The 19,129-nt window shown below is 65.4% G+C and carries 18 protein-coding genes and 1 pseudogene; 10 read left to right on the forward strand and 9 right to left on the reverse strand.

Features of this window, described 5'->3' with window-relative positions; genetic code table 11:
- Positions 1-73 precede the first annotated feature (73 nt).
- Positions 74-2,098: a cytochrome c oxidase assembly protein gene (locus tag K414_RS0100855; RefSeq protein WP_032373357.1), complete on the reverse strand. Its 2,025-nt coding sequence runs from the start codon at positions 2,096-2,098 to the stop codon at positions 74-76.
- Positions 2,099-2,295: 197 nt separating this feature from the next.
- Between K414_RS0100855 and K414_RS0100860 the strand changes: the two genes are divergently transcribed.
- The gene (locus K414_RS0100860; RefSeq protein ID WP_008720942.1) at positions 2,296-3,219 is read left to right on the forward strand and encodes a cation diffusion facilitator family transporter; all 924 of its coding nucleotides are present in this window, start codon (positions 2,296-2,298) and stop codon (positions 3,217-3,219) included.
- A gap of 179 nt (positions 3,220-3,398) precedes the next feature.
- Here the strand turns inward: K414_RS0100860 and K414_RS0100865 are convergent, their stop codons facing one another.
- A complete protein-coding gene (locus tag K414_RS0100865; protein ID WP_027494222.1) occupies positions 3,399-3,812 on the reverse strand; it encodes a Rieske (2Fe-2S) protein in 414 nt (137 codons plus the stop codon).
- A 195-nt stretch (positions 3,813-4,007) separates the two neighbouring features.
- Positions 4,008-4,526 (reverse strand): signal peptidase II, encoded by a 519-nt coding sequence (lspA, locus tag K414_RS25680; protein ID WP_032407490.1) that lies wholly within the window; start codon positions 4,524-4,526, stop codon positions 4,008-4,010.
- A gap of 291 nt (positions 4,527-4,817) precedes the next feature.
- Between lspA and lnt the strand changes: the two genes are divergently transcribed.
- The 3 genes from lnt to ccsB are packed head-to-tail and all read left to right on the forward strand — an operon-like array spanning position 4,818 to position 8,919.
- Positions 4,818-6,299, forward strand: a complete 1,482-nt coding sequence (gene lnt, locus K414_RS25685; RefSeq protein WP_237606112.1) for an apolipoprotein N-acyltransferase — start codon at positions 4,818-4,820, stop codon at positions 6,297-6,299.
- Between the two features lie 27 nt (positions 6,300-6,326).
- Positions 6,327-7,952 carry a cytochrome c biogenesis protein ResB gene (locus K414_RS0100880; protein ID WP_051364853.1) on the forward strand — a complete coding sequence of 542 codons (1,626 nt, stop codon included), beginning with the start codon at positions 6,327-6,329 and terminating at the stop codon, positions 7,950-7,952.
- Between the two features lie 4 nt (positions 7,953-7,956).
- Complete coding sequence (gene ccsB, locus K414_RS0100885) at positions 7,957-8,919, forward strand: c-type cytochrome biogenesis protein CcsB (RefSeq protein WP_027494224.1); 963 nt, start codon at positions 7,957-7,959, stop codon at positions 8,917-8,919.
- Between the two features lie 9 nt (positions 8,920-8,928).
- Here the strand turns inward: ccsB and K414_RS25690 are convergent.
- The 3 genes and pseudogenes from K414_RS25690 to K414_RS0100900 all read right to left on the reverse strand — a co-directional run bounded on the left by K414_RS25690 (position 8,929) and on the right by K414_RS0100900 (position 11,874).
- Positions 8,929-9,270 (reverse strand): annotated as a pseudogene (locus K414_RS25690) (DUF3703 domain-containing protein).
- Complete coding sequence (locus K414_RS0100895) at positions 9,267-11,483, reverse strand: cation-translocating P-type ATPase (RefSeq protein WP_027494225.1); 2,217 nt, start codon at positions 11,481-11,483, stop codon at positions 9,267-9,269. Before K414_RS0100895 ends, K414_RS25690 begins: the two are co-directional and overlap by 4 nt.
- Positions 11,476-11,874 (reverse strand): metalloregulator ArsR/SmtB family transcription factor, encoded by a 399-nt coding sequence (locus K414_RS0100900; RefSeq protein ID WP_027494226.1) that lies wholly within the window; start codon positions 11,872-11,874, stop codon positions 11,476-11,478. The genes K414_RS0100895 and K414_RS0100900 overlap by 8 nt, the downstream gene beginning before the upstream one ends.
- 136 nt (positions 11,875-12,010) lie before the next feature.
- Here K414_RS0100900 and K414_RS0100905 point away from each other — a divergent pair, with 136 nt between their 5' ends.
- From K414_RS0100905 to K414_RS0100930, 6 genes are all read left to right on the forward strand, one after another.
- The gene (locus K414_RS0100905) at positions 12,011-12,670 is read left to right on the forward strand and encodes a thioredoxin domain-containing protein (RefSeq protein WP_027494227.1); all 660 of its coding nucleotides are present in this window, start codon (positions 12,011-12,013) and stop codon (positions 12,668-12,670) included.
- Entirely contained in the window at positions 12,645-13,292 is a 648-nt protein-coding gene (locus tag K414_RS0100910; RefSeq protein WP_027494228.1) for a vitamin K epoxide reductase family protein, read from the forward strand. The genes K414_RS0100905 and K414_RS0100910 overlap by 26 nt, the downstream gene beginning before the upstream one ends.
- Before the next feature lie 55 nt (positions 13,293-13,347).
- Positions 13,348-13,977, forward strand: a complete 630-nt coding sequence (locus tag K414_RS0100915; protein WP_027494229.1) for a TlpA disulfide reductase family protein — start codon at positions 13,348-13,350, stop codon at positions 13,975-13,977.
- Positions 13,978-14,036: 59 nt separating this feature from the next.
- Positions 14,037-14,606 (forward strand): TlpA disulfide reductase family protein, encoded by a 570-nt coding sequence (locus tag K414_RS0100920; RefSeq protein ID WP_027494230.1) that lies wholly within the window; start codon positions 14,037-14,039, stop codon positions 14,604-14,606.
- Positions 14,603-15,451 carry a cytochrome c biogenesis CcdA family protein gene (locus K414_RS0100925; RefSeq protein WP_027494231.1) on the forward strand — a complete coding sequence of 283 codons (849 nt, stop codon included), beginning with the start codon at positions 14,603-14,605 and terminating at the stop codon, positions 15,449-15,451. Before K414_RS0100920 ends, K414_RS0100925 begins: the two co-directional genes overlap by 4 nt.
- 99 nt (positions 15,452-15,550) lie before the next feature.
- Positions 15,551-16,792 carry an Nramp family divalent metal transporter gene (locus K414_RS0100930; RefSeq protein WP_027494232.1) on the forward strand — a complete coding sequence of 414 codons (1,242 nt, stop codon included), beginning with the start codon at positions 15,551-15,553 and terminating at the stop codon, positions 16,790-16,792.
- Between the two features lie 236 nt (positions 16,793-17,028).
- Here the strand turns inward: K414_RS0100930 and K414_RS0100940 are convergent, their stop codons facing one another.
- From K414_RS0100940 to K414_RS0100950, 3 genes are all read right to left on the reverse strand, one after another.
- Entirely contained in the window at positions 17,029-18,036 is a 1,008-nt protein-coding gene (locus tag K414_RS0100940) for a bile acid:sodium symporter (protein ID WP_032407487.1), read from the reverse strand.
- On the reverse strand, positions 18,033-18,467 hold the full coding sequence (locus K414_RS25695; RefSeq protein WP_051364851.1) for a MerR family transcriptional regulator: 435 nt from the start codon (positions 18,465-18,467) through the stop codon (positions 18,033-18,035). Before K414_RS25695 ends, K414_RS0100940 begins: the two co-directional genes overlap by 4 nt.
- Before the next feature lie 117 nt (positions 18,468-18,584).
- Positions 18,585-19,028, reverse strand: a complete 444-nt coding sequence (locus K414_RS0100950; RefSeq protein WP_237606111.1) for a VOC family protein — start codon at positions 19,026-19,028, stop codon at positions 18,585-18,587.
- Between the last annotated feature and the right edge of the window lie 101 nt (positions 19,029-19,129).

Here is a 19,129-nt window from a genome sequence, read left to right on the forward strand (position 1 = left end):
GACATCCCGCCGGGCTACGACATCCCGCCGGGCTACGACATCCGCACCGGAACAGGGCTGGGCGTTTCGGGTATCAGGGGTGATCGCGCCGAGAGGACAGGCCACCGAGCATGGTGTTGTACGCCTCGAGTTCGGTATCACCTTGATCGTCGACTCGGCGGTCTCGTTGCCGTGCCGCGCTCTCGTCGGCCGCCGACCACCGGACCGCGGCGAGAACCGCGGCAGCGAGCAACGGCAACTCCCCGATGCCCCACGCCAGAGTGCCGCCGCGCCGCTGGTCGGCCAGCAGGTCTGCGTTCCAGTCCAGACGCAGTCCGCTGTAGAAGCTCGCTCCGAGCGCGGTCTCGAGATCGATCGTCACGACGAGGAAGAATGCGAACCCGGCCAATGCGGTGATACTCGCGAGCAACTTCGTCAGTCCCGCGATCGGTCTCGGTACCGGGTCTTCGCCGACCGTGCCCCAGAACATCACCATCCCGACGGTCAGGAACCAGCCCTTCATCACCATGTGTGCCACATGCGAGTCGGCGACGGTGTCGAACAGTCCGCCGGGGTAGAGCAGGTAGAAGCTGCTCAGGAACACCGTGGTGCTGACCCACGGGTGTATCGCGATCCGGGCTGCTCGGCTCTGCCATGCAGCCCGGAGCCATTCGCGCGAGCCCGGTGCTTCGGCGGCCGACGCGGTCGGCAGGACCGAGGCGAACAAGGTTGCCGGTCGGCCGAGGACCAACAGCAACGGCACGGCGACGGCGACCGCGGTCAGTCCCGCCATGTGCACGCTGAACATCGCCGGGCTGTAGAACCCGACCCCGGACGAGGTCGCCACGAGCAGCACCGCAGTACCCGCCAACCAGCTCGCTGTCCACCGCCGCCGCCATGACAGGCCTGCCCGCCGACGGCGCCGCACGGCCACCAGATACAGGACGGCCGCGATCACCGCCGCGGAGCCGAACACCAGGTCGAAACGCCACTCGAACGCCAACCGCGCAGCGGTGGGCGGGCCGTCCAACACGTAGCCCAAGGCCTCTTCGTGCGCCTGGGGCAGCGAGGTGTCCTGCGGCGGGGGCGGGGGAGTGCGGCCCAGTGCGACCGCCAGGCCCACGGTGGTGACGAGAACGAGGGTCTCGATCATCGACAACGTGATCAGGGATCTGCGCCTCGCGGGGTCGTGAGCCAGAGCGCGGACCGTTCGTCGTCGCTGTATCCACCCGAGGGTCCCCACGATCGCCAGAGCTGCGATCTTCGCCAGTATCAGAGCGCCGTACGTCGAATCCCACAGCGACGTCACGGGCACTCGCACGGCAGCGTTGACCACTCCGGAGACCGCCATGATCACGAACGCGACCAGAGCGAGCGTCGAGTAGCGGCGGGTCGCGACGGCAAGGTGCCCACCTCCGCGCAGCGCATGAGCGAGAAGTGCGAGGAGTCCGCCCACCCACAGCGCGGCAGCGAGGATGTGCAGGATCAACGAGTTCGTCGCGATGTCGTGATTGCCGCCGGTCGAGGAGTGGCCGGTGACCGCGCGCGGGATCAACGCGAGCATCGACAGGGCGAACAAGGCGGGGGTCCATCGATGCCGCAACACCGCCGCGCATGCTGCGGCGGTGATCGCCGCGACCGCAGAGGTGATGGCCCATGCAGTGGAGGCCTCGACATCGCCGATCGCACCGAGGAACTGCACCGGTTGCGCTGCAACGGATCCGACAGGTTGACCCGAGGCGTCCGAGAGTGTCAGCGGCACCAACGCCGCCGCGCACACCGCCCACACTGCGGAGGCCTTCGCCGCGGTGCGGACGGCTACGTACCCGTCGATGTCGAGCACACCCGACCTCTGAGGCGGAACGAGAAATGCCGCGAGGAGCAGCGACCCCGCCGCCACGACGGCAGCCACCTCGCCGATCGCGGTCAGTGCCGGGATCCCGTACGTGGTGATCGGGCCCGGATCGGGCAGACCCAACAGCACGAGCGCTTGCGACGTCGACATCGCTGCGAGCAGTGCAGCGACCACCGCGGCAATCGCTGCGCACAGCACCATCACCTGCGATCCGGAGCGTCGATCCACTGCGCCGCGGGTCGAATGGGCCGCTTCGGTGGCCATGGTGTGCGCCTCTTCCCGGTGGATCGTGTTTCCGGCATGGGCGCGAGGCAGTCCGACCTGCGCCGACAATGAACTACTACGAATGATAGTTGTACGAGTCCGGGCAGCCACCGCCGGATGATCCTTCAACACTTGCATGTATGCGCATATCGCAATATGTTGTCGTTCTGCGGATCTGACACGACGAAGGAGCAACGATGGGGCACGGACATGGCCACGGGATAGAGCCGGGTTCACCGGCCAGCGCGTCCGGTAAGCACCTCGGGCGACTGTGGATCGCTGTCGGTCTGGGGGCGGTCACCCTGGTGACGCAGGTCGTCGTCGGCCTGTCCACCTCGTCGCTGGCGTTGCTCTCCGATTCCGCACACGTGTTCACCGACGTGTTCGGGGTGCTGATGGCGATCGTGGCGATCACACTCGCACAGCGACGATCGACCAAGGCTGCCCGCACGTTCGGGCTCTACCGAGCCGAGGTGTTCGCCGCATTGTTCAATGCACTTCTGCTGTTCGGTGTGGCCGGTTGGATTCTCTACGAAGCCGCGCAACGCATCACGAATCCGCCCGAGGTCCCCGGCGTCCCGGTGATGGCGGTGGCCACCCTCGGGCTCGTGATGAACCTCATCGCGTTCGTCCTGCTGCGCAGCGGCGCCAAGGACAGCCTCAATGTTCGGGGTGCGTATCTCGAGGTGATGGCGGACATGCTCGGCTCGATCGGCGTACTGGTCAGCGGACTGGTCACCGTCCTGTTCGGGTGGCGGTACGCCGACCCGGTCATCGCGGTCGCCATCGGCGTGTTCGTCCTGCCACGCGCGTTCAACCTGGGCCGTCACGCCGTACGAATTCTGCTGCAACATGCTCCGGCGGGCATCGATGTCGCCGCCGTGGAAAGGGCCCTGACCGATGTCGACGATGTCGAAGAGGTGCACGATCTGCACATATGGACACTGACGTCGGGGATGGAGGTCGCGTCGGCGCATCTGACGGTCGCCCCGGAGGCCGAGACACCGCGGGTGCTCGCTGCAGCGCAGCAGGTTCTCCGCAACGAGTTCGGTCTCGAACACGCCACTGTGCAGGTCGAACCCCGGGAAGGCGAAGGCCGGTGCCGAGAGGTCAATTGGTAGGCAGGTCTCGACCCGGTGCGCGATCGGCACGCTGTGCTGTCGTCGACACGGCAGCGATGTACCGAACCGGCACCCGTCGGGTGGGGGCACAGAGTGGGTCCTCGAGTGCCGCACATCGGCCCGGTCGAGACCGTTCACCCCGAACCCGTCCACCTCGCATGTTCGCGCCCGGTGATGGATCAGTCGACTGTGAGGGTATCTACGGTTCTGGTCACGGCACGGTTCGGCAGTGGCTCGGTGGCGGGGCTGCGCATGACCGCCCCGTCGGTGATCGAGAACGCACTGTTGTGGCAGGGGCACTCGATCGTGCCGTTGCGAACTCGGTTCACTGTGCACCCTTGGTGAGAACAGATAGCCGAGAAGGCCCGGAAGATACCGGGTTCCGGTTGGGTGACGACGACCTGCCGGTCGGCGAGCACGATTCCACCGCCGACAGGAACATCGTTCACCGACAAGGTGACGGGACCGTCGGAAGCGGTGTCCTCACCGGACGGGGCTTCGCCGACGCTGCATCCGGCGGCAGCCAGGCACGCTGTAGCGCAGCTCGTAGCGAGAAAAATACGGCGCGGTAGCGCCGGGATGTCCTCGCTCATACAGCAGGCTCCCCTCGGTACGCCTCGGTGAGCGAGAGGCGACGATCGCGTGTCGGTGGTTGTAGTCGACTATGTTTCGAGCAGTTCCGGTGTCGATCACCCTCACTGTTCGAGCGGATCAGCATGATTGTCCTGTCGCGAATGTATGTGCACTGCAGGGCATTCGATTCGACCGCCGAGGTATCTCATGCACGTTCACGATTCGGCGCTGTCGGGCACTGCGGACCGAGGGGTAATCTTTGTGGCCTCTCGCGTGAACAGTGCCGACCCGATCATCAGCACCACCCCGCAGGTGATGTAGATGTCGGCGAGGTTGAATGTCGGCCACCAACCGGTGTGAAAGTAGTCCGTGACCGCACCGTCGACAAGCCGGTCCAGAACGTTGGACAGCGCGCCGGCGAGGATCAACGCCAGCGCCACCGTGGTCCACTGCTCCCCGTGCCGAGCGCTGTGCCATCCGTAGGCCGCGACCCCGGCGGTGATCGTCGCCGTGACCGACACGATCACCCATAGAGGCAGCGAATTGCCCAGACTGAAGGCCATTCCGCGGTTGAAGGCGAGTCGCAATTCGAGGATCGGTAGAGGGATCGGAGAGCCGGGCAATGCTTGTTGCGCCCAGTAGTCGACGGTCAGCGCGGTAGCGACCAATGTCAGCACGAGAGTCACTGCGTAAGCACGCAGCCGCGTGGGAGACGTGGTGGGGGAGCGGTTCACGGATCCTCGTTCTCGGGTGTGTACCTCGGACAGGTGCTGGGTGTCGACGGAAGGGGATCGGTCACCGCCGCAGAGTTGCCATCACATAAAATACTATGCACCATAGTAGTTGATGAACGGCAGAGATTTCTCCGGTACCGGCTGCACGCTCATGTCGTCATGAGAGCGGCTCCTGACACAGAACCCGGACCTCGACGACCCGGCGACGACTCGAACCGGGCGCGGTGGGTGACCGGCAGCAACGGAGTCCGTGCCTGGATCCGGCTCCTCGCGGCTGCCTCATCCGGGCTGATGTTGTACGCCACATTCCCGCCCATCGATCTGTGGTTTCTCGCCCCGGTAGCACTTGCAATGCTGCTGTTGGCTGTGCGCGGGCGAGGGACGCGTGCGGGGGCCGGCTACGGCTTCGTCGCCGGCTCGGCGTTCTTCGTGCCTCTGCTGCCGTGGGTGGGGGAGTACGTCGGATCGGTGCCGTGGCTGGCGCTGGCCGTCGTTCAAGCCCTCTTCGTGGCGATGTTCGGCGCGGTAGCGGATCGGATGTCCCGACTGCCGTGGGCGCCGGTCTGGGTGGCGAGCGCCTGGGTGGCGATCGAAGCTGCGCGCTCACGTGTCCCGTTCGGCGGCTTCCCTTGGGGCCGCATCGCATTCGGTCAATCCGACGGGCCGCTGCTGCCTCTGGCTGCGGTGATCGGCGCGCCGGGGTTGTCGTTCGTCGTGGTGCTGATCGGGTCCGCTCTGGCCGGCGTCGTTGCCTCCGGTCGCATCACCCGCAGAACTGCAGCAGCGTCGTGCATCGGTGTGGCCACTGCTGTAGGGGCGCTCACGGTGGTGGCTCCACTGTTCGCTCCGCCGCAGCAGGACACGGTCACCGTCGCCTTGGTGCAAGGCAACGTCCCGCGTCTCGGTCTCGACTTCAACGCCCAACGACGCGCGGTTCTCGACAACCATGTTCAGCGCACCATCGAGCTCGCCGCCGACATCGACTCCGGCCGCGTACGCGCACCCGACCTGGTCATCTGGCCGGAGAACTCCTCCGACATCGATCCCCTGCGCAACCCCGACGCCGCCGCACGTATCGCCGCCGCGGCCCGCGCCGTCGGAGTCCCCGTACTCGTCGGCACGGTTCTCCGCCGAGACGACGGCACCACGAGCAACACCTCGATCGTGTGGGATCCCGGCACCGGGCCCGGGCAGAGGCACGACAAGCGGCAACTGGTGCCGTTCGGGGAGTACCTGCCGATGCGCACGATCGTCACCGCACTCTCTCCCTATGCCGCCCAGGCAGGAAACTTCACCCCGGGCCAGGGCAACGGCGTCCTCGACCTCGCCGGAGTGCCCGTCGCGGTGGCCACCTGCTACGAGGTCGCCTTCGACTCGTTGCTCACCGACTCCGTGCGCGCCGGTGCCCAGCTGATCGCAGTGCCCACCAACAACGCCACTTTCGGTCGGACGAACATGACCTATCAACAACTCGCCATGTCGCGGGTACGAGCGGTCGAACACGGGCGCAGCGTCGTCGTGTCGGCCACCAGCGGCGTCAGCGCCGTCATCGATGCACGCGGGGAGGTCGTCGAGCGCACGGAGCTGTTCACCCCCGCAGCTGTCGTCACCGAGGTGTCACTGAGCACCACCCTCACCCCGGCGACGATCACCGGCAGCGTTCCGGAATGGATTGCCGCCACCGGCGCTGTTGCGGCACTGGCGTTCTCGCTGCTGCGCCGACCACGCTCCATCACACCGAACCCATCAACTACTATGTCGCGTAGTATTTAGATGGTGGTCGGTGACGGGCGTGCGGAGATGACGATCGAGGAACACCCCGGTGTGCACTCGCCGGGACTGGTGCGCAGAACGGTGGCGATGCTGCGCAACCGGTGGCGACAACTGACGTCGATGCGTACAGCGCTGGTGCTGCTGTTTTTCCTCGCCGCCGCAGCAATCCCCGGCGCATTGCTGCCGCAGCGCAATCTCAATACCCAGGCCGTCGATGCCTACATCGCCGCGCGCCCGGCTCTCGGGCCGGTGATGGACACACTGGAATTGTTCGACGTGTTCGCAAGTTCCTGGTTCACCGCGATCTACGTCCTGCTGTTCGTGTCTCTGATCGGCTGTCTGACTCCCCGGTTGATCGAGCACGGCAAAGCTCTTCGCGCACAACCTGTTCGAGTACCCCGAAATCTCACTCGACTACCGTTGCATCATTCGGGCACCCTCGCCGGTGACCCCGAGAAGGTGCTTGCCGACATCGCGCCGCACTTGAAAGGGTGGCGTACCGTCGTTCGACCCGAGCCCGATGGGGCACTGACTCTCTCGGCCGAGAAGGGCTATACCCGCGAGGCCGGGAACTTGCTCTTCCACTTCTCGCTGATCGGTCTGCTCGCCGCTATCGCCATCGGCAAACTGTTCGGCTACGAAGGCTCGGTCATCGTCATCGCCGACAACGGACCCGGTTTCTGCAACACTTCTCCCGCCGTCTACGACTCCTTCCGCGCCGGCAACAGCACCGACGGCACCGGACTCGAGCCGTTCTGTATCCGGGTCAAGGACTTCACCGCCGATTATCTCGAGAACGGTCAGGCCGAGATGTTCACCTCGAACATCTCCTACCAGAGCGCCGACGACATCGCCGCCGACACCTGGCGCGATTATCAGCTCAAAGTCAACGAACCCCTCCGGCTCGGCGACGAACGCATCTACCTCACCGGACACGGCTATGCCCCCGAGTTCACCGTCACCTTCCCCGACGGCCAGACCCGCACCGAAGCCCTGCAGTTCCGCCCCGACGACGCCACCACGTTCCTCAGCAGCGGCGCGCTGCGATTCGACCCACCCGGGGGGACCTACCCCACCGCCGACGAACGCCGCCGAGGCCAGATCGCCATCGAAGGACTCTTCGCGCCCACCGCGCAATTCAACGGAAATCTGCTCTCCTCCCGCTTCCCGGAATTGGTCGATCCCGCTGTGGCAGTGGACATCTACAAGGGCGACACCGGTCTCGACACCGGCATCCCGCAGTCGATCTTCTCCCTGGACCAGGAGATGATCAACCAGGGTCGGCTGGTCAAGCAGGACCGGGTCAACCTGCGGCCCGGAGAATCGACAACCCTCTCCGACGGCACTCTCGTCCGGTTCGACGGTGCCAAGGAATTCGCGAATCTCCAGGTCGGATACGACCCCGCGCAGCGGTGGGTCCTGGTGTTCGCCATCACGATGATGACCGGACTACTGATCTCCCTGGTGATCACACGCCGCCGCGTCTGGTTCCGGGCCCACCTTGGCGAACACGGCCTCTCGCGAGTGGACATGGGCGGCCTGGCTCGCACCGATCACGCCGGCTGGGGACCCGAATTCCAGACCCTCCGGTCACAGATCTGGCCGCAGATAGCCCCGAGCGACTCCGAGACCCACGACAGAGAAACGGTGTAGCACCATGCCGATCGACGACACCCTCGCCCGTTGGAGCGACATCAGCTTCGAGACCGCCTTCGTGGTCTATCTCCTCGCCGCAATCGCATTCCTCGGTCAGCTCGCGACGACCCGTAGCGCGGCGCTGCACAATATGGAGCGACTGCGCACGCGGGTGATCGCAGCGACATCGACGACACCAGGTCGCATTCCCGACGCACCCCGTCGGGTTCCGTCCGAACGTCTGGGCCGTACCGGACTCGGGCTGGTGATGGTGGCACTGAGTCTGCACGTGGGCTCGATCGTTCTTCGCGGGATCGCCGCCAGCCGCCCGCCGTGGGGCAACATGTACGAATTCGTCTCGGTCACCTGCGCGGCCGGTGTACTGGCTGCACTGGTGGTGCTGCGCTCGACGCAGCTGCGCACCCTGTGGTTGTTCGTTCTGGTGCCGACGTTGATCCTCCTGTTCGTCGCCGGCACCGTGCTGTACGCCGACGCAGCACCGGTGGTACCGGCACTGCAGTCGTACTGGCTGCCGGTGCACGTCTCGATCGTCTCGCTCGGCAGCGGGGTGTTCTTGATCTCCGGGGTTGCGAGCGCGCTGTTCCTGATCCGGATGAAGCATCCCGAGGCCTCGGGTAGTCGAGCCAGCCGGATCGTCGCCCGTCTGCCCTCCGCTCAGACTCTGGACATCGTGGCGTACAAGACCACGATCTTCGCATTTCCGCTCTTCGGCGTCGGCGTCATCCTCGGTGCCATTTGGGCCGAAGCCGCATGGGGCCGATTCTGGGGCTGGGACCCGAAAGAAACGGTCTCCTTCATCACCTGGATCGTCTACGCCTCCTACCTGCACGCCCGCGCCACCAGCGGATGGCGCAACACCCGCGCAGCATGGATCAACATCGCCGGATTCGTGGCGATGCTGTTCAACCTGTTCATCATCAACATGGTCGTCTCCGGGCTGCACTCCTACGCAGGCCTGAACTGATGACTCCCGCTACGTGCCCCCCAGCGCGTCCGCAAGGTCCTGCGGAATGGGCATCGGCGACATCAGTCCCGCCTCGACCCGGCCGGTGTTACCGGCCGGGTATCGCCCTGACCACGATCCTGGAGCAGCGACCACGATCCGAAGCAACTGGCCCCAGGATTCGCGCCGATCATGTTCTGTCGCAGCAGCTTTCGACATCAAGTCGTGGTTGCGAGCATGCAACCGTCAACAGGGCTGCGAGAGGATGTGTGCTCGTTCGAGGTGGTACCAGCGCACCTCTGTTGTCGATGCACCTGCTGCTGCGGTCATTTCTATCCCGTAGAGCCTGCGTGCAGTTCGATCACCGCTCACCGGTCTCTACCTCTTTCCGCGGAAGAGTTCGCCGTAGCGGGGGTCGATGTGCAGCAGGTACATCCATCCGAGCACCCGGAGCTGCCATCGTCTGCTCCGATCGCCGATGGTGACGTTGCGGTGGTGGAGGCCAGTAGGTTCCCAGATGCGAGAGGTGCGGTGTTCCTCGGCGTCGGAGCCGGAGCGCAGCAGGCATCCTCGAAAGCCGCTGCGGGTGCGATCGTGACGTTGAGGGCACCGGACGCCGCGGGCGGGGGCACGAAACCGTCCAAGGGCGTGGTGCGGGCGGCGCGAATCGCATTGGCAATGACCAGGACTTCGGCGAGTTCGTGGACGAGCACCACGGTGGCCAAGCCCAGGACACCGGTAGCAGCCAGTGGGACGAGCACGCCGATGATGGCAATCGACAAGGCGATGTTCTCGATCATGATGCGCCGGGCGCGTCGAGCGTGGGCCAGCACCTGCGGTAGATGCCGGAGGTCTTCCCCCATGAGGGCAACATCGGCGGTCTCGATGGCAACGTCGGTTCCCATCGCGCCCATGGCGATACCGACATCTGCGGTCGCCAAGGCGGGAGCGTCGTTGATGCCGTCGCCGACCATGGCAATCTTGCGTCCGGCCGCGATGTCGGTCAGCAGGGCCGCTTTGTCCTCGGGCAGTAGTTCGGCGTGGACGGCGGTGATGCCCGCCTGGGTCGCCAGAGCCTGCGCAGTGAGCGCGTTGTCGCCGGTGAGCATCGCAGTGTCGATACCGAGCGCGGTGAGTTGGCGGACAGCCTCGGTGGCCTCGGGCCGCAGTTCGTCGCGGACGGCGATCGCAGCGATCAGAACTCCGGCGCGTTCGACGAGAACGACTGTGGCACCGCTGCTCTGGAGACGAGCGACGTCGGCGCGGAACTCCTCGGAGCTGGGGTGTGTGTCGAACCAGCTCGGTTTCCCGAGCCTGATCGCGGCTCCGTCGAGGGTGCCGGTCAGGCCGTGCCCGGCGATGGCAGTGACATCATCGGCTGCCGCGACGGTCGATACGGAGGCCAGTACGGCGCGGGCGAGTGGATGCTCGCTGCGCGCTTCGAGCGCAGCAGCAACGGCCAGCGCGGCGTCGCGGCTGATTCCCGCAGCGGTGACGACGTCGACGACCTCCGGTCGTCCTGCGGTGAGGGTGCCGGTCTTGTCCAAGGCGACGACGCGAATGCGGCCCAGCTCTTCCACTGCTGCACCGCCTTTGATCAATGCCCCGTTGCGGCTCGCAGCCCCGATCGCCGCCACCACCGACAGCGGCACCGAGATGGCCAACGCGCACGGTGATGCCGCGACCAGGACCACCAGTGCGCGTTCGAGCCACAACATGGGGTCACCGAGCACCGCACCGACGCCGGCGACGAGTACGGCGAGAATCATGATCGAGGGCACGAGCGGACGTGCGATACGGTCCGCGAGCCGTTGGCCGGCCCCTTTTCGGTCCTGGGCCTGTTCGACGATGCGGACGATGCGAGCAAGCGAACTCTCCGATGCCGGCGCGGTGACGGTGACCTCGATGGCCCCGCCGCCGTTGATGGCACCGGCATGCACCTCGTCACCGACACCGGCTTCGATGGGCACGGACTCGCCGGTGATCGCAGACACGTCCAGATTCGTCGAACCGCGAGCGATGGTGCCGTCCGTGGCAGCTCGCTCACCCGGCCGCAGCACCATGATGTCCCCGATCACGACATCGTCGGGGGACAGGGCCTGCTCGGTTCCACCGCGCAGGACAGATACCGTCGGCGGCACCAACGACAGGAGTGCGCGCAGTCCGCGGCGGGTCTTGGTGACCGCGTATTCCTCGAGTCCCTCGGCGACGGAGAACAAGATACCGAGCATCGCGGCCTCGGGGATCTGGCCCAATGCGATGGCACCGAGGAGCGCGATCGTCATCAGCGTGCCGACACCGATGCGTCCGTGTCGCAGATTTCTCACCGTCGCGGGAACGAAGGTGACGGCGGCGATCGCGGCAGCGATCAGAGCGCCGACGGTCGCAACCGCATCGGCACCCGTTCGACCGAGCAACCACGATGCGACCAGGATGATCGTGGCGGCCGAGGCGAGTTGCAGCTCGCGGACCTGCCACAACCTCGGGAGTGCATCGGTTGGAGCTGGACCTCCCGTGTCCGCACCGTCAGCAGTGGATTCGGTGGTCGGCGCTGCCGGGGTAGGTCCGCAGCACGCGTCAGCCATGATCGACCCCGGTGAGATCAGCGGTGGCCGAGGCGGTGGGCAGTGCCTCGGTCAGTGTCGTGAGCAGTCGGGTGCCGCGGTCGGTGAGCGAATACATGACCAACTTTCCGTCTCTGTTCGATGTGACGGCGTCCGCGGCTTTGAGTTTGCGGAGATGGTGGGAGACCAGCTTCTGGCTCTGTCCCACGATCCACGCGATGTCGCAGCCGCACATCTGCCCGCCGGCGTTCAACGCGAGCGCGATGGTCAGTCGGGTGGGGTCGCCGAATGCTCGGGCAGCGTCGGCTACCGGTTCGATATCGCCGACCGCGGGCAGAGTAGCGCGAACCCTCTCGGCGTAAGGGAGGTCCATACACAACAGATCGCACGAGTCCAGAGGTTCCAAGGCCATGGGCACAATCTAACAATCATGCGATCGTTAGGGAAGGACCATTAGTCAACGTTCGTACGATTGTTAGTGTCATAGCGGGTCGAAACGCCCATATCGGACCCATTGATCAATCCGAACGAATCGAGAAGGTAGTTGTATGAGCAGAGCGTTGAAGATTTCCTTGTCCCTGGTGATCGTGTTCGCCGCCGCGTTGGCTGTATTTCTGGTGGTGGATCGATCGGGGTCTCCGGATGCTGCCGCCGCCGAGCAGGCCGCGACCGACCCTGCCTCGATTGCGGTGCGCGAGAACAGTCATCGGTTGAACTCGGTGCCCGACGGCCGGGTCACGTTCGTGGAGTTCCTCGACTTCGAGTGCGAGGCCTGCCGATCGGCCTACCCGGCGATCGAGCAATTGCGTGAAGAGTACGGCGACCGGGTGAGCTTCGTGGCCCGCTACTTTCCGATCGCCTCGCACTTCAATGCCGAACGAGCCGCACGCGCAGTCGAGGCCGCGGCCCAGCAGGGCGGATTCGAGGCGATGTATCAGCGCATGTACGAAACGCAGGCGCAGTGGGGCGAACAGCAGGTTCCGCAGGACGAGTTGTTCCGCAGCTTCGCCGTCGAGCAAGGGCTCGACATGAGCGCCTTCGATGCCGCCTACACCGACCCTGCGACGCTCGCGCGCATCGAGGCCGACGTCGCGGACGGGATCGCGCTCGGCGTGCAGGGCACCCCGACGTTCTTCCTCAACGGCACCAAGATCGAACCCACCACGTACGGAGACCTCGCCGATGCCCTCGACTCTGCACTCGGCTGACCTCCCAGCGAACGAGACCCGACAAGGTGGATCGTTCGGCCGGAGCCTGCCCTGGCTGCTGCTGGTGGGCGGCCTGATCGGCCTGACTGCCGCGTTCGTGCTCACGGTAGAAAAGTTCGCTCTGGCGCTCGATCCCGCCTACGCCCCGACCTGCAGCATCAACCCGGTGCTCAACTGCGGATCGGTGATGGACACCCCGCAGGCGTCTGCGTTCGGATTTCCCAATTCCCTCCTCGGGATCGCAGGCTTCGCCGTCGTGGCAGCAGTGGGTGCTGCCCTTCTCGCCGGTGCGGTGTTCGCGCAGTGGTTCTGGGGAGCGATGCAGGTCGGTGTCACTGCTGCCGCAGTCTTCGTGCACTGGCTGATCGCGCAGAGCCTCTACGACATCGGTGCCTTGTGCCCGTACTGCATGGCGGTGTGGGCGGTCACCGTACCGATCTTCTGGTACGTCACGCTGCGCAACCTCGACCGCGCCAGGTCGAAATCCGCTCTTGGGCAATGGTTTCGGCTATGGCTTGACTCGCTGATTCGCAATCACTCGATTCCGCTGACCGTGTGGTTTCTCGCCCTCATCGCCCTGATCGCGCAGCGTTTCTGGTCGTACTGGTCCACGCTCCTATGATCCGCGACGTACCGTTCGCCCCTCTGCCGCTCTCTCGAGAAAGAAGGTCACGGCGATGACGCGCGGCTGGTCGATCGTCATGCTCGTCGTTGTCGTTGCATCGATCGTCGCACTGTGGCCCCGCTCCGGTGGCGTCGAGGGCGGCCCGTCCGAGGCCATCGCCAACAATGTCGCGCCGGTCGGACCCGAACCCACATTGTCCCGCCCGCCGGATGACGCGGCACGAGCAGCAGAGCTACCGCTGTGTCCGCCGCCGGTACCGCGCGAAGGCGGTCCGCTGGCGGGAGTGATAGCGCGCTGCATCGGCAGCGCCGACGATGTCGATCTCGCCGACGTTCTCGGCAGCGAGGTGACGCTGATCAACCTGTGGGCATCCTGGTGCGGCCCGTGCCGCAACGAGATGCCGGTACTCGATGCCTACGCCGCAGAACCCGACGCGATCCCAGTTATCGGAATCGACGTCGAGGACCGGCCCGCGGACGCGGCCGCGCTGCTCACGCAACTGGGCGTCCGCTATCCGAACTACATCGACGGCGGCAGCGTCCTGGACGCGCTCTCGGCACCGCCGGTCCTTCCCCTGAGCTTTCTCCTCCACCCGGACGGAACGGTCGAGCGCATCACCGACCCGACAGTGTTCGAGACGACAGACCAGATCCGCACTGCAGTAAAGGATTTCACCTCATGAAACGTCTTCCACCAGTGTGGGTCGGTGCGCGCCGTCAGGGCAGCACGCCCACCGCGGCAATGGGATCGATTCTTGCCCTTGTACTACTGATCTCCGGATGCTCCGACGGCGCACAGGCTGCGCCCCCGGGAGGCAGCTTCGACTTCGTCGCCCCCGGCGGTCGAACCGACATCGTCTACGATCCCCCCGAAACACGCGGAACCATAGGCGAACTCGCCGGCCCCGATCTGATGGAGGAAGGCAAGACGACCGCTCTGTCGGACTACGACGGCAAGGTCGTCGTGATCAATCTCTGGGGCCAGTGGTGTGGCCCCTGCCGCGGCGAAGCCGACGACCTCGAGGAGGTCTACGAGACCACCCGCGAGCGTGGCGTGCAGTTCCTCGGTCTCAACGTCAGAGATCCACAGAAGGACAAAGCGCAGGACTTCGTCGTCGACAACGACGTCTCCTACCCCTCGATCTACGATCCCTCGATGCGGACACTGGTCGCCCTCGGCGGGAACTACCCGACCAGCGTGATCCCCTCGACGCTGGTACTCGATCGTCAGCACCGCGTGGCCGCGGTCTTCATGCGCGCCCTGCTCACCGACGACCTCCTTCCCGTCGTCGAACGGATAGCCGCGGAATGACGACTCTTCTCGCCCAGGACATCGGGTCGGCCTTCCAGAACGCGGCATCGAGCGGGCCCCTGCTGCTCGCGATCGCGGCATGCATGCTCGCCGGGTTGGTCTCGTTCGCCTCCCCGTGCGTGGTGCCGCTGGTGCCGGGATACCTGTCCTACCTGGCAGGAATCGCCGGTGCCGACGCCCAATCAGCCGATACCCGATCGCCCGGCACCTCGGCCACCGGCACCTCGACCACCGGCACGTCGTCGCCGGAGCTGGCGAATCGCTGGCGTGTGGCCGGCGCAGCGTCGTTGTTCGTCGCCGGATTCACGATCGTATTCGTCCTCGCCACAGCCTCGATCTTCGGAGTCATCGGCACCTTGCGCATCAACGAGCAAGTACTCCAACGAGTCGGCGGCGTCATCACGATCATCATGGGTGCAGCGTTCATCGGATTGATACCCGCACTGCAACGCGACACCCGATTCGCACCTCAGCAGATCTCGTCCCTCGCTGGAGCGCCGCTGCTCGGCGGTGTGTTCGCGCTCGGCTGGACACCGTGTCTGGGCCCCACCCTCGCCGGTGTTCTGTCTGTCGCGGCAGGAACCGAAGGTGCAACCGCAGCCCGCGGGGTCACTCTCATCGTCGCGTACTGCATGGGACTCGGCCTACCGTTCGTCGTCCTCGCGTTCGGTTCGAGTTCGGCGATGCGCGGGGTGGGGTGGCTTCGGAGGAACTCACAGAAGATCAAGGTCGCCGGCGGTGTCATCATGATCGCCGTCGGCGTGGCGCTGCTGACCGGAGTGTGGGGGTTGTTCATCGCCTGGATCCGCAACGAATTCGTCAGTGCAGTGGTCCTGCCCATCTGATCGAGATGTCGCCGAACCACCACGCCGCATTGCATTGTTCGGGTAGCCGAACTATATTTTCAGGGTCCTGACATACTGTTGGTGCCGGAGGGTGTGGTCATGTCTGTGCTGCAGCGCCGATCGTCTCGGCCGCCCTCGAGGTTTCGGTCGGGCCTGGTTCTGCTCGGCCCGGCTTTCGTCGCAGCGATCGCCTACGTCGACCCCGGCAACGTCGCCTCCAACGTCAGTGCCGGCGCGCAGTTCGGATACCTGCTGGTCTGGGTGATCGTTGCCGCGAACGTGATGGCCGGTCTCGTCCAGTTCCTCTCCGCCAAACTCGGCATCGTCACCGGAATGACACTGCCCGAAGTAGTCCGCGAGAAGTCGAGCAGGACTGTGCGACTGGCATATTGGGGGCAAGCGGAGGTGGTCGCCATGGCGACCGACCTCGCCGAAATCGTCGGCGGTGCAATCGCCCTCTACCTGCTCTTCGACCTGCCGCTCCTGATCGGCGGCCTCATCACCGGGGCCGTATCGATGATCTTGCTGATGGTCCAGGATCGGCGGGGCCAACGGCCCTTCGAGTTCGTGATTCTCGGGCTACTCGGTGTCATCGCCGTCGGATTTCTTGCCAGCGTCGTCGTGGAACCGCCATCGTTCACCGAGGCCGCGGCCGGTTTGATTCCGCGGTTCGACGGCGCGGAAAGCGTGTTGATCGCCGCCGCGATGCTCGGTGCGACGATCATGCCGCACGCGGTGTACCTGCACTCCGGCCTTGCACGTGACCGGCACGGACACCCCGAGGCAGGGCCTGTCCGTCAGCGGTTGTTGCGGATCACCCGGATCGATGTCGGGTTGGCGATGCTGCTGGCCGGTGCGGTGAACATGTCGATGCTGCTGTTGGCGGCATCGACGTTGGGGGGCCGCGAGGGTGTCGACTCCATCGAAGGAGCCCACGCAGCGGTAGGGGACACTCTGGGGCCGGTCGTGGCGCTGCTGTTCGCGGTGGGCCTGCTGGCCTCGGGTCTTGCATCGACATCGGTCGGGGCGTACGCCGGCGCGATGATCATGGACGGCCTACTACGTAAGCGCATTCCGATTCTGGTGCGACGACTGGTGACCCTTGTTCCCGCACTGGCAATTCTGGCAGCAGGAGTCGACCCCAGTCGGGCACTGGTCGTCTCGCAGGTCGTGCTGTCGTTCGGTATCCCGTTCGCGTTGATTCCCTTGGTGCGGTTCACATCGGACCGCATCCTGATGGGCAGCGATGTCAATCACCGGATCACCGCATACGCGGCATGGCTCATCGCGGGAATCGTCGTCGCACTCAACATTGCATTGATCTATCTGACCGTGGCCTGACTGCGCGCGGGTAAACGTGTCCTGCACGCCTGTATTTCAGGACGATCACCGCTCGTGTGGTGATGGTGTTGTGCACGGTGAATCAGCATGAGTGGGTTCTGCCGCCGAAGTCGGGGTCTAGCAGGACGAACCGCCGCACACCGATTGCCCCGCCGTAGAAGCAGTCGACCGGACGTTGCTCGACACACGCCTTGTCCATGACATCGATGCTCGCTCGGCGCGTGTGATGACGTCCCTCACTGCGTCGACTGTCCTGTCGCGGCGGTGGTCTCGCCCGGCACCAGACGCGGCACGTAGCGGACGTAGAGCACCATTCCGATCAACTCCACGAGGGTCTGCGTCACGACCACCACGGCGGCCAGGCTCAACGCCGGTGGTAGCGCCAGGGCGAGTGGCAGCACGACCAGCGAGTTACGGGTGGCGCCGGAGAACACCAGCGCCCGCGTCGCCGGCACGTCCTGACCGAACACCTTCCCGGCACCGACACCGACGAACGCCATCACGATCAGAAACACCACGAAGATGGCTGCAGCAGCGGCGAGTTGGTCGATACGGCTGCGGACTGAGTCGATCTGGGAGGCGACGACGACCGCGAGTGTCACCATCATCACCGGCACCATCGCCGCTGCCATCGCCTCGATGATTTGCTCGCCCAGACGTCGACGTCGCGCCCACAGCTGCGTCGCCGCAGCCAGCGCCAGCGGGATCACGATGAGTAGAACGAACGCCTCGGCAAAGGGGGCGATGTCGATGATCGAGACAGTCTCGGCCCCGACGAACAACCACAGCCACAACGGCAGCAGGGCGATCTGCAGCAACATCAGCAGCGGTGCCCCGGCGAGAAGGCGTTCCGACGCCGCGCCGGCCAGTCCGCTGAAAACGATGACGTAGTCGATGCAGGGGGCGAGCAGCACCAGTACCACACCGACGAGGACAGCTTCGTTCCCGGCGATGATGCGGGTCAGTGCGAACACCACGATGGGGACGGCTGCGAAGTTCAGAACGACCACCGCGGTGGTGAACCGGGCATCACGTAGGGACCGGCCGATCGCGGCGAACGGCACTGCGAGGAACGTCGCGTAGAGCAGAACGATCAGCACCGGATTGATGGCGTGCTCGAACGTCGGTGCTGCGGAGGGGAAGGACAACCCCACCCCTGCGCCGGCGACGAGTGCGAGTAGATACAGGCCGATCTGGTGGGTGTCCCACCATTGCACCGCCGACGTTCGCGCTGTTTCGGTCATGACGCGCTCACGGGTGCGGTCAAAGTCGACGCCAACCAGCTGCATTGCGGGTCGCACGGTGTCGACGCGTCGGGGGTCTCGTCGAGACGAACCAGCGCGGCGGTCAGCGCGTCCCGCAGCACGGTCAGCTGCGCGATCGACTCCTCTGCTCGGGCGATGTGTTCACGCAGTGCCGGTCGCAGCCCGGACTTCACCGCGGCGCACGAATCGTTCTCCCACACACGCAGCATCGACTTGATCTGCGGCAGAGTGAGATTCAGGCTCTTCGCGGCGGTGATGAACGCCAATCGCTGCTGTGCTCGTTCGTCGTAGACACGGTAGCCGTTCGGGGCTCGGTCCGCCGGAAGTAGGCCCTCGCTCTCGTAGAAGCGCAGCGTTGTCGCTGGCACCCCGGTTGCCGAGGACAGTTGCGAGATCAACAGAGCAGACATGACCGCAGACTAAAGGTTCGAGTCGGCTCGAAGGCAAACCGGCCGAGTCCGGCCCGCCATCGAGTCCGCGGCAGCACGAGGGACGTCGGGCTCGTTGCTCCTCGAGGGGGGGTGGGGTCAGGGTGCGCCGTCGCCTGGAGTGTTGGGCTCGTGTTGCCTCTTCTCGGTATGGAACGTGATCAGATTGCCGTCGATGTCGACAGTTGCGAACTCCGTCGTTCCCCAGCCTGTCGAGACGGGACGGCCTACGTCTGCGGGGTGAAGCACCCCCGCGCGGGACATCTCGGCGTAAAGGTCGTTGATCTCGTCCACGGCGATGCGGCAGCTGGCGGTGCCGGCAAGGAACGTCTCGGCTCCGCTGCACACCGGCCATGCCGCGTGGTCTGAACGGGTATCCCAGCTGTCGTCGTCGGCGGCCCACAAGTGGATCTCGACGTCGTCGCGGGTGAGCCTCGCGAAAGTCGGGTCGGTGTACCGGGTCGTGAAGCCGAACGATCGGACGTATATCTCGGCAGCGGTGTCGATGTCTCGTACCGGCAGCGCAGGTACCACTTTCGACATGCCCATAGGTGTCAACTTCAGAAGACGGCTGCACTCTTTGCAGGCGTTTCGAGGGTGAGTGCACGTGTCTTCTGACATTCTGATGTCAGAAGTGCGGTGCA

Source organism: Rhodococcus sp. JG-3 (assembly GCF_000482405.1).
GTDB lineage: Bacteria > Actinomycetota > Actinomycetes > Mycobacteriales > Mycobacteriaceae > Rhodococcoides > Rhodococcoides fascians.

What these genes read in the sequence shown, in the direction of transcription:
- K414_RS0100855 (WP_032373357.1), bottom strand. Translation starts at nt 2,098, where the DNA reads ATGGCCACCGAAGCGGCCCATTCGACCCGCGGCGCAGTGGATCGACGC.
- K414_RS0100860 (WP_008720942.1), top strand. Translation starts at nt 2,296, where the DNA reads ATGGGGCACGGACATGGCCACGGGATAGAGCCGGGTTCACCGGCCAGC.
- K414_RS0100865 (WP_027494222.1), bottom strand. Translation starts at nt 3,812, where the DNA reads ATGAGCGAGGACATCCCGGCGCTACCGCGCCGTATTTTTCTCGCTACG.
- lnt (WP_237606112.1), top strand. Translation starts at nt 4,818, where the DNA reads ATGTTGTACGCCACATTCCCGCCCATCGATCTGTGGTTTCTCGCCCCG.
- K414_RS0100880 (WP_051364853.1), top strand. Translation starts at nt 6,327, where the DNA reads ATGACGATCGAGGAACACCCCGGTGTGCACTCGCCGGGACTGGTGCGC.
- ccsB (WP_027494224.1), top strand. Translation starts at nt 7,957, where the DNA reads ATGCCGATCGACGACACCCTCGCCCGTTGGAGCGACATCAGCTTCGAG.
- K414_RS0100895 (WP_027494225.1), bottom strand. Translation starts at nt 11,483, where the DNA reads ATGGCTGACGCGTGCTGCGGACCTACCCCGGCAGCGCCGACCACCGAA.
- K414_RS0100900 (WP_027494226.1), bottom strand. Translation starts at nt 11,874, where the DNA reads ATGGCCTTGGAACCTCTGGACTCGTGCGATCTGTTGTGTATGGACCTC.
- K414_RS0100905 (WP_027494227.1), top strand. Translation starts at nt 12,011, where the DNA reads ATGAGCAGAGCGTTGAAGATTTCCTTGTCCCTGGTGATCGTGTTCGCC.
- K414_RS0100910 (WP_027494228.1), top strand. Translation starts at nt 12,645, where the DNA reads ATGCCCTCGACTCTGCACTCGGCTGACCTCCCAGCGAACGAGACCCGA.
- K414_RS0100915 (WP_027494229.1), top strand. Translation starts at nt 13,348, where the DNA reads ATGACGCGCGGCTGGTCGATCGTCATGCTCGTCGTTGTCGTTGCATCG.
- K414_RS0100920 (WP_027494230.1), top strand. Translation starts at nt 14,037, where the DNA reads ATGGGATCGATTCTTGCCCTTGTACTACTGATCTCCGGATGCTCCGAC.
- K414_RS0100925 (WP_027494231.1), top strand. Translation starts at nt 14,603, where the DNA reads ATGACGACTCTTCTCGCCCAGGACATCGGGTCGGCCTTCCAGAACGCG.
- K414_RS0100930 (WP_027494232.1), top strand. Translation starts at nt 15,551, where the DNA reads ATGTCTGTGCTGCAGCGCCGATCGTCTCGGCCGCCCTCGAGGTTTCGG.
- K414_RS0100940 (WP_032407487.1), bottom strand. Translation starts at nt 18,036, where the DNA reads ATGACCGAAACAGCGCGAACGTCGGCGGTGCAATGGTGGGACACCCAC.
- K414_RS25695 (WP_051364851.1), bottom strand. Translation starts at nt 18,467, where the DNA reads ATGTCTGCTCTGTTGATCTCGCAACTGTCCTCGGCAACCGGGGTGCCA.
- K414_RS0100950 (WP_237606111.1), bottom strand. Translation starts at nt 19,028, where the DNA reads ATGTCGAAAGTGGTACCTGCGCTGCCGGTACGAGACATCGACACCGCT.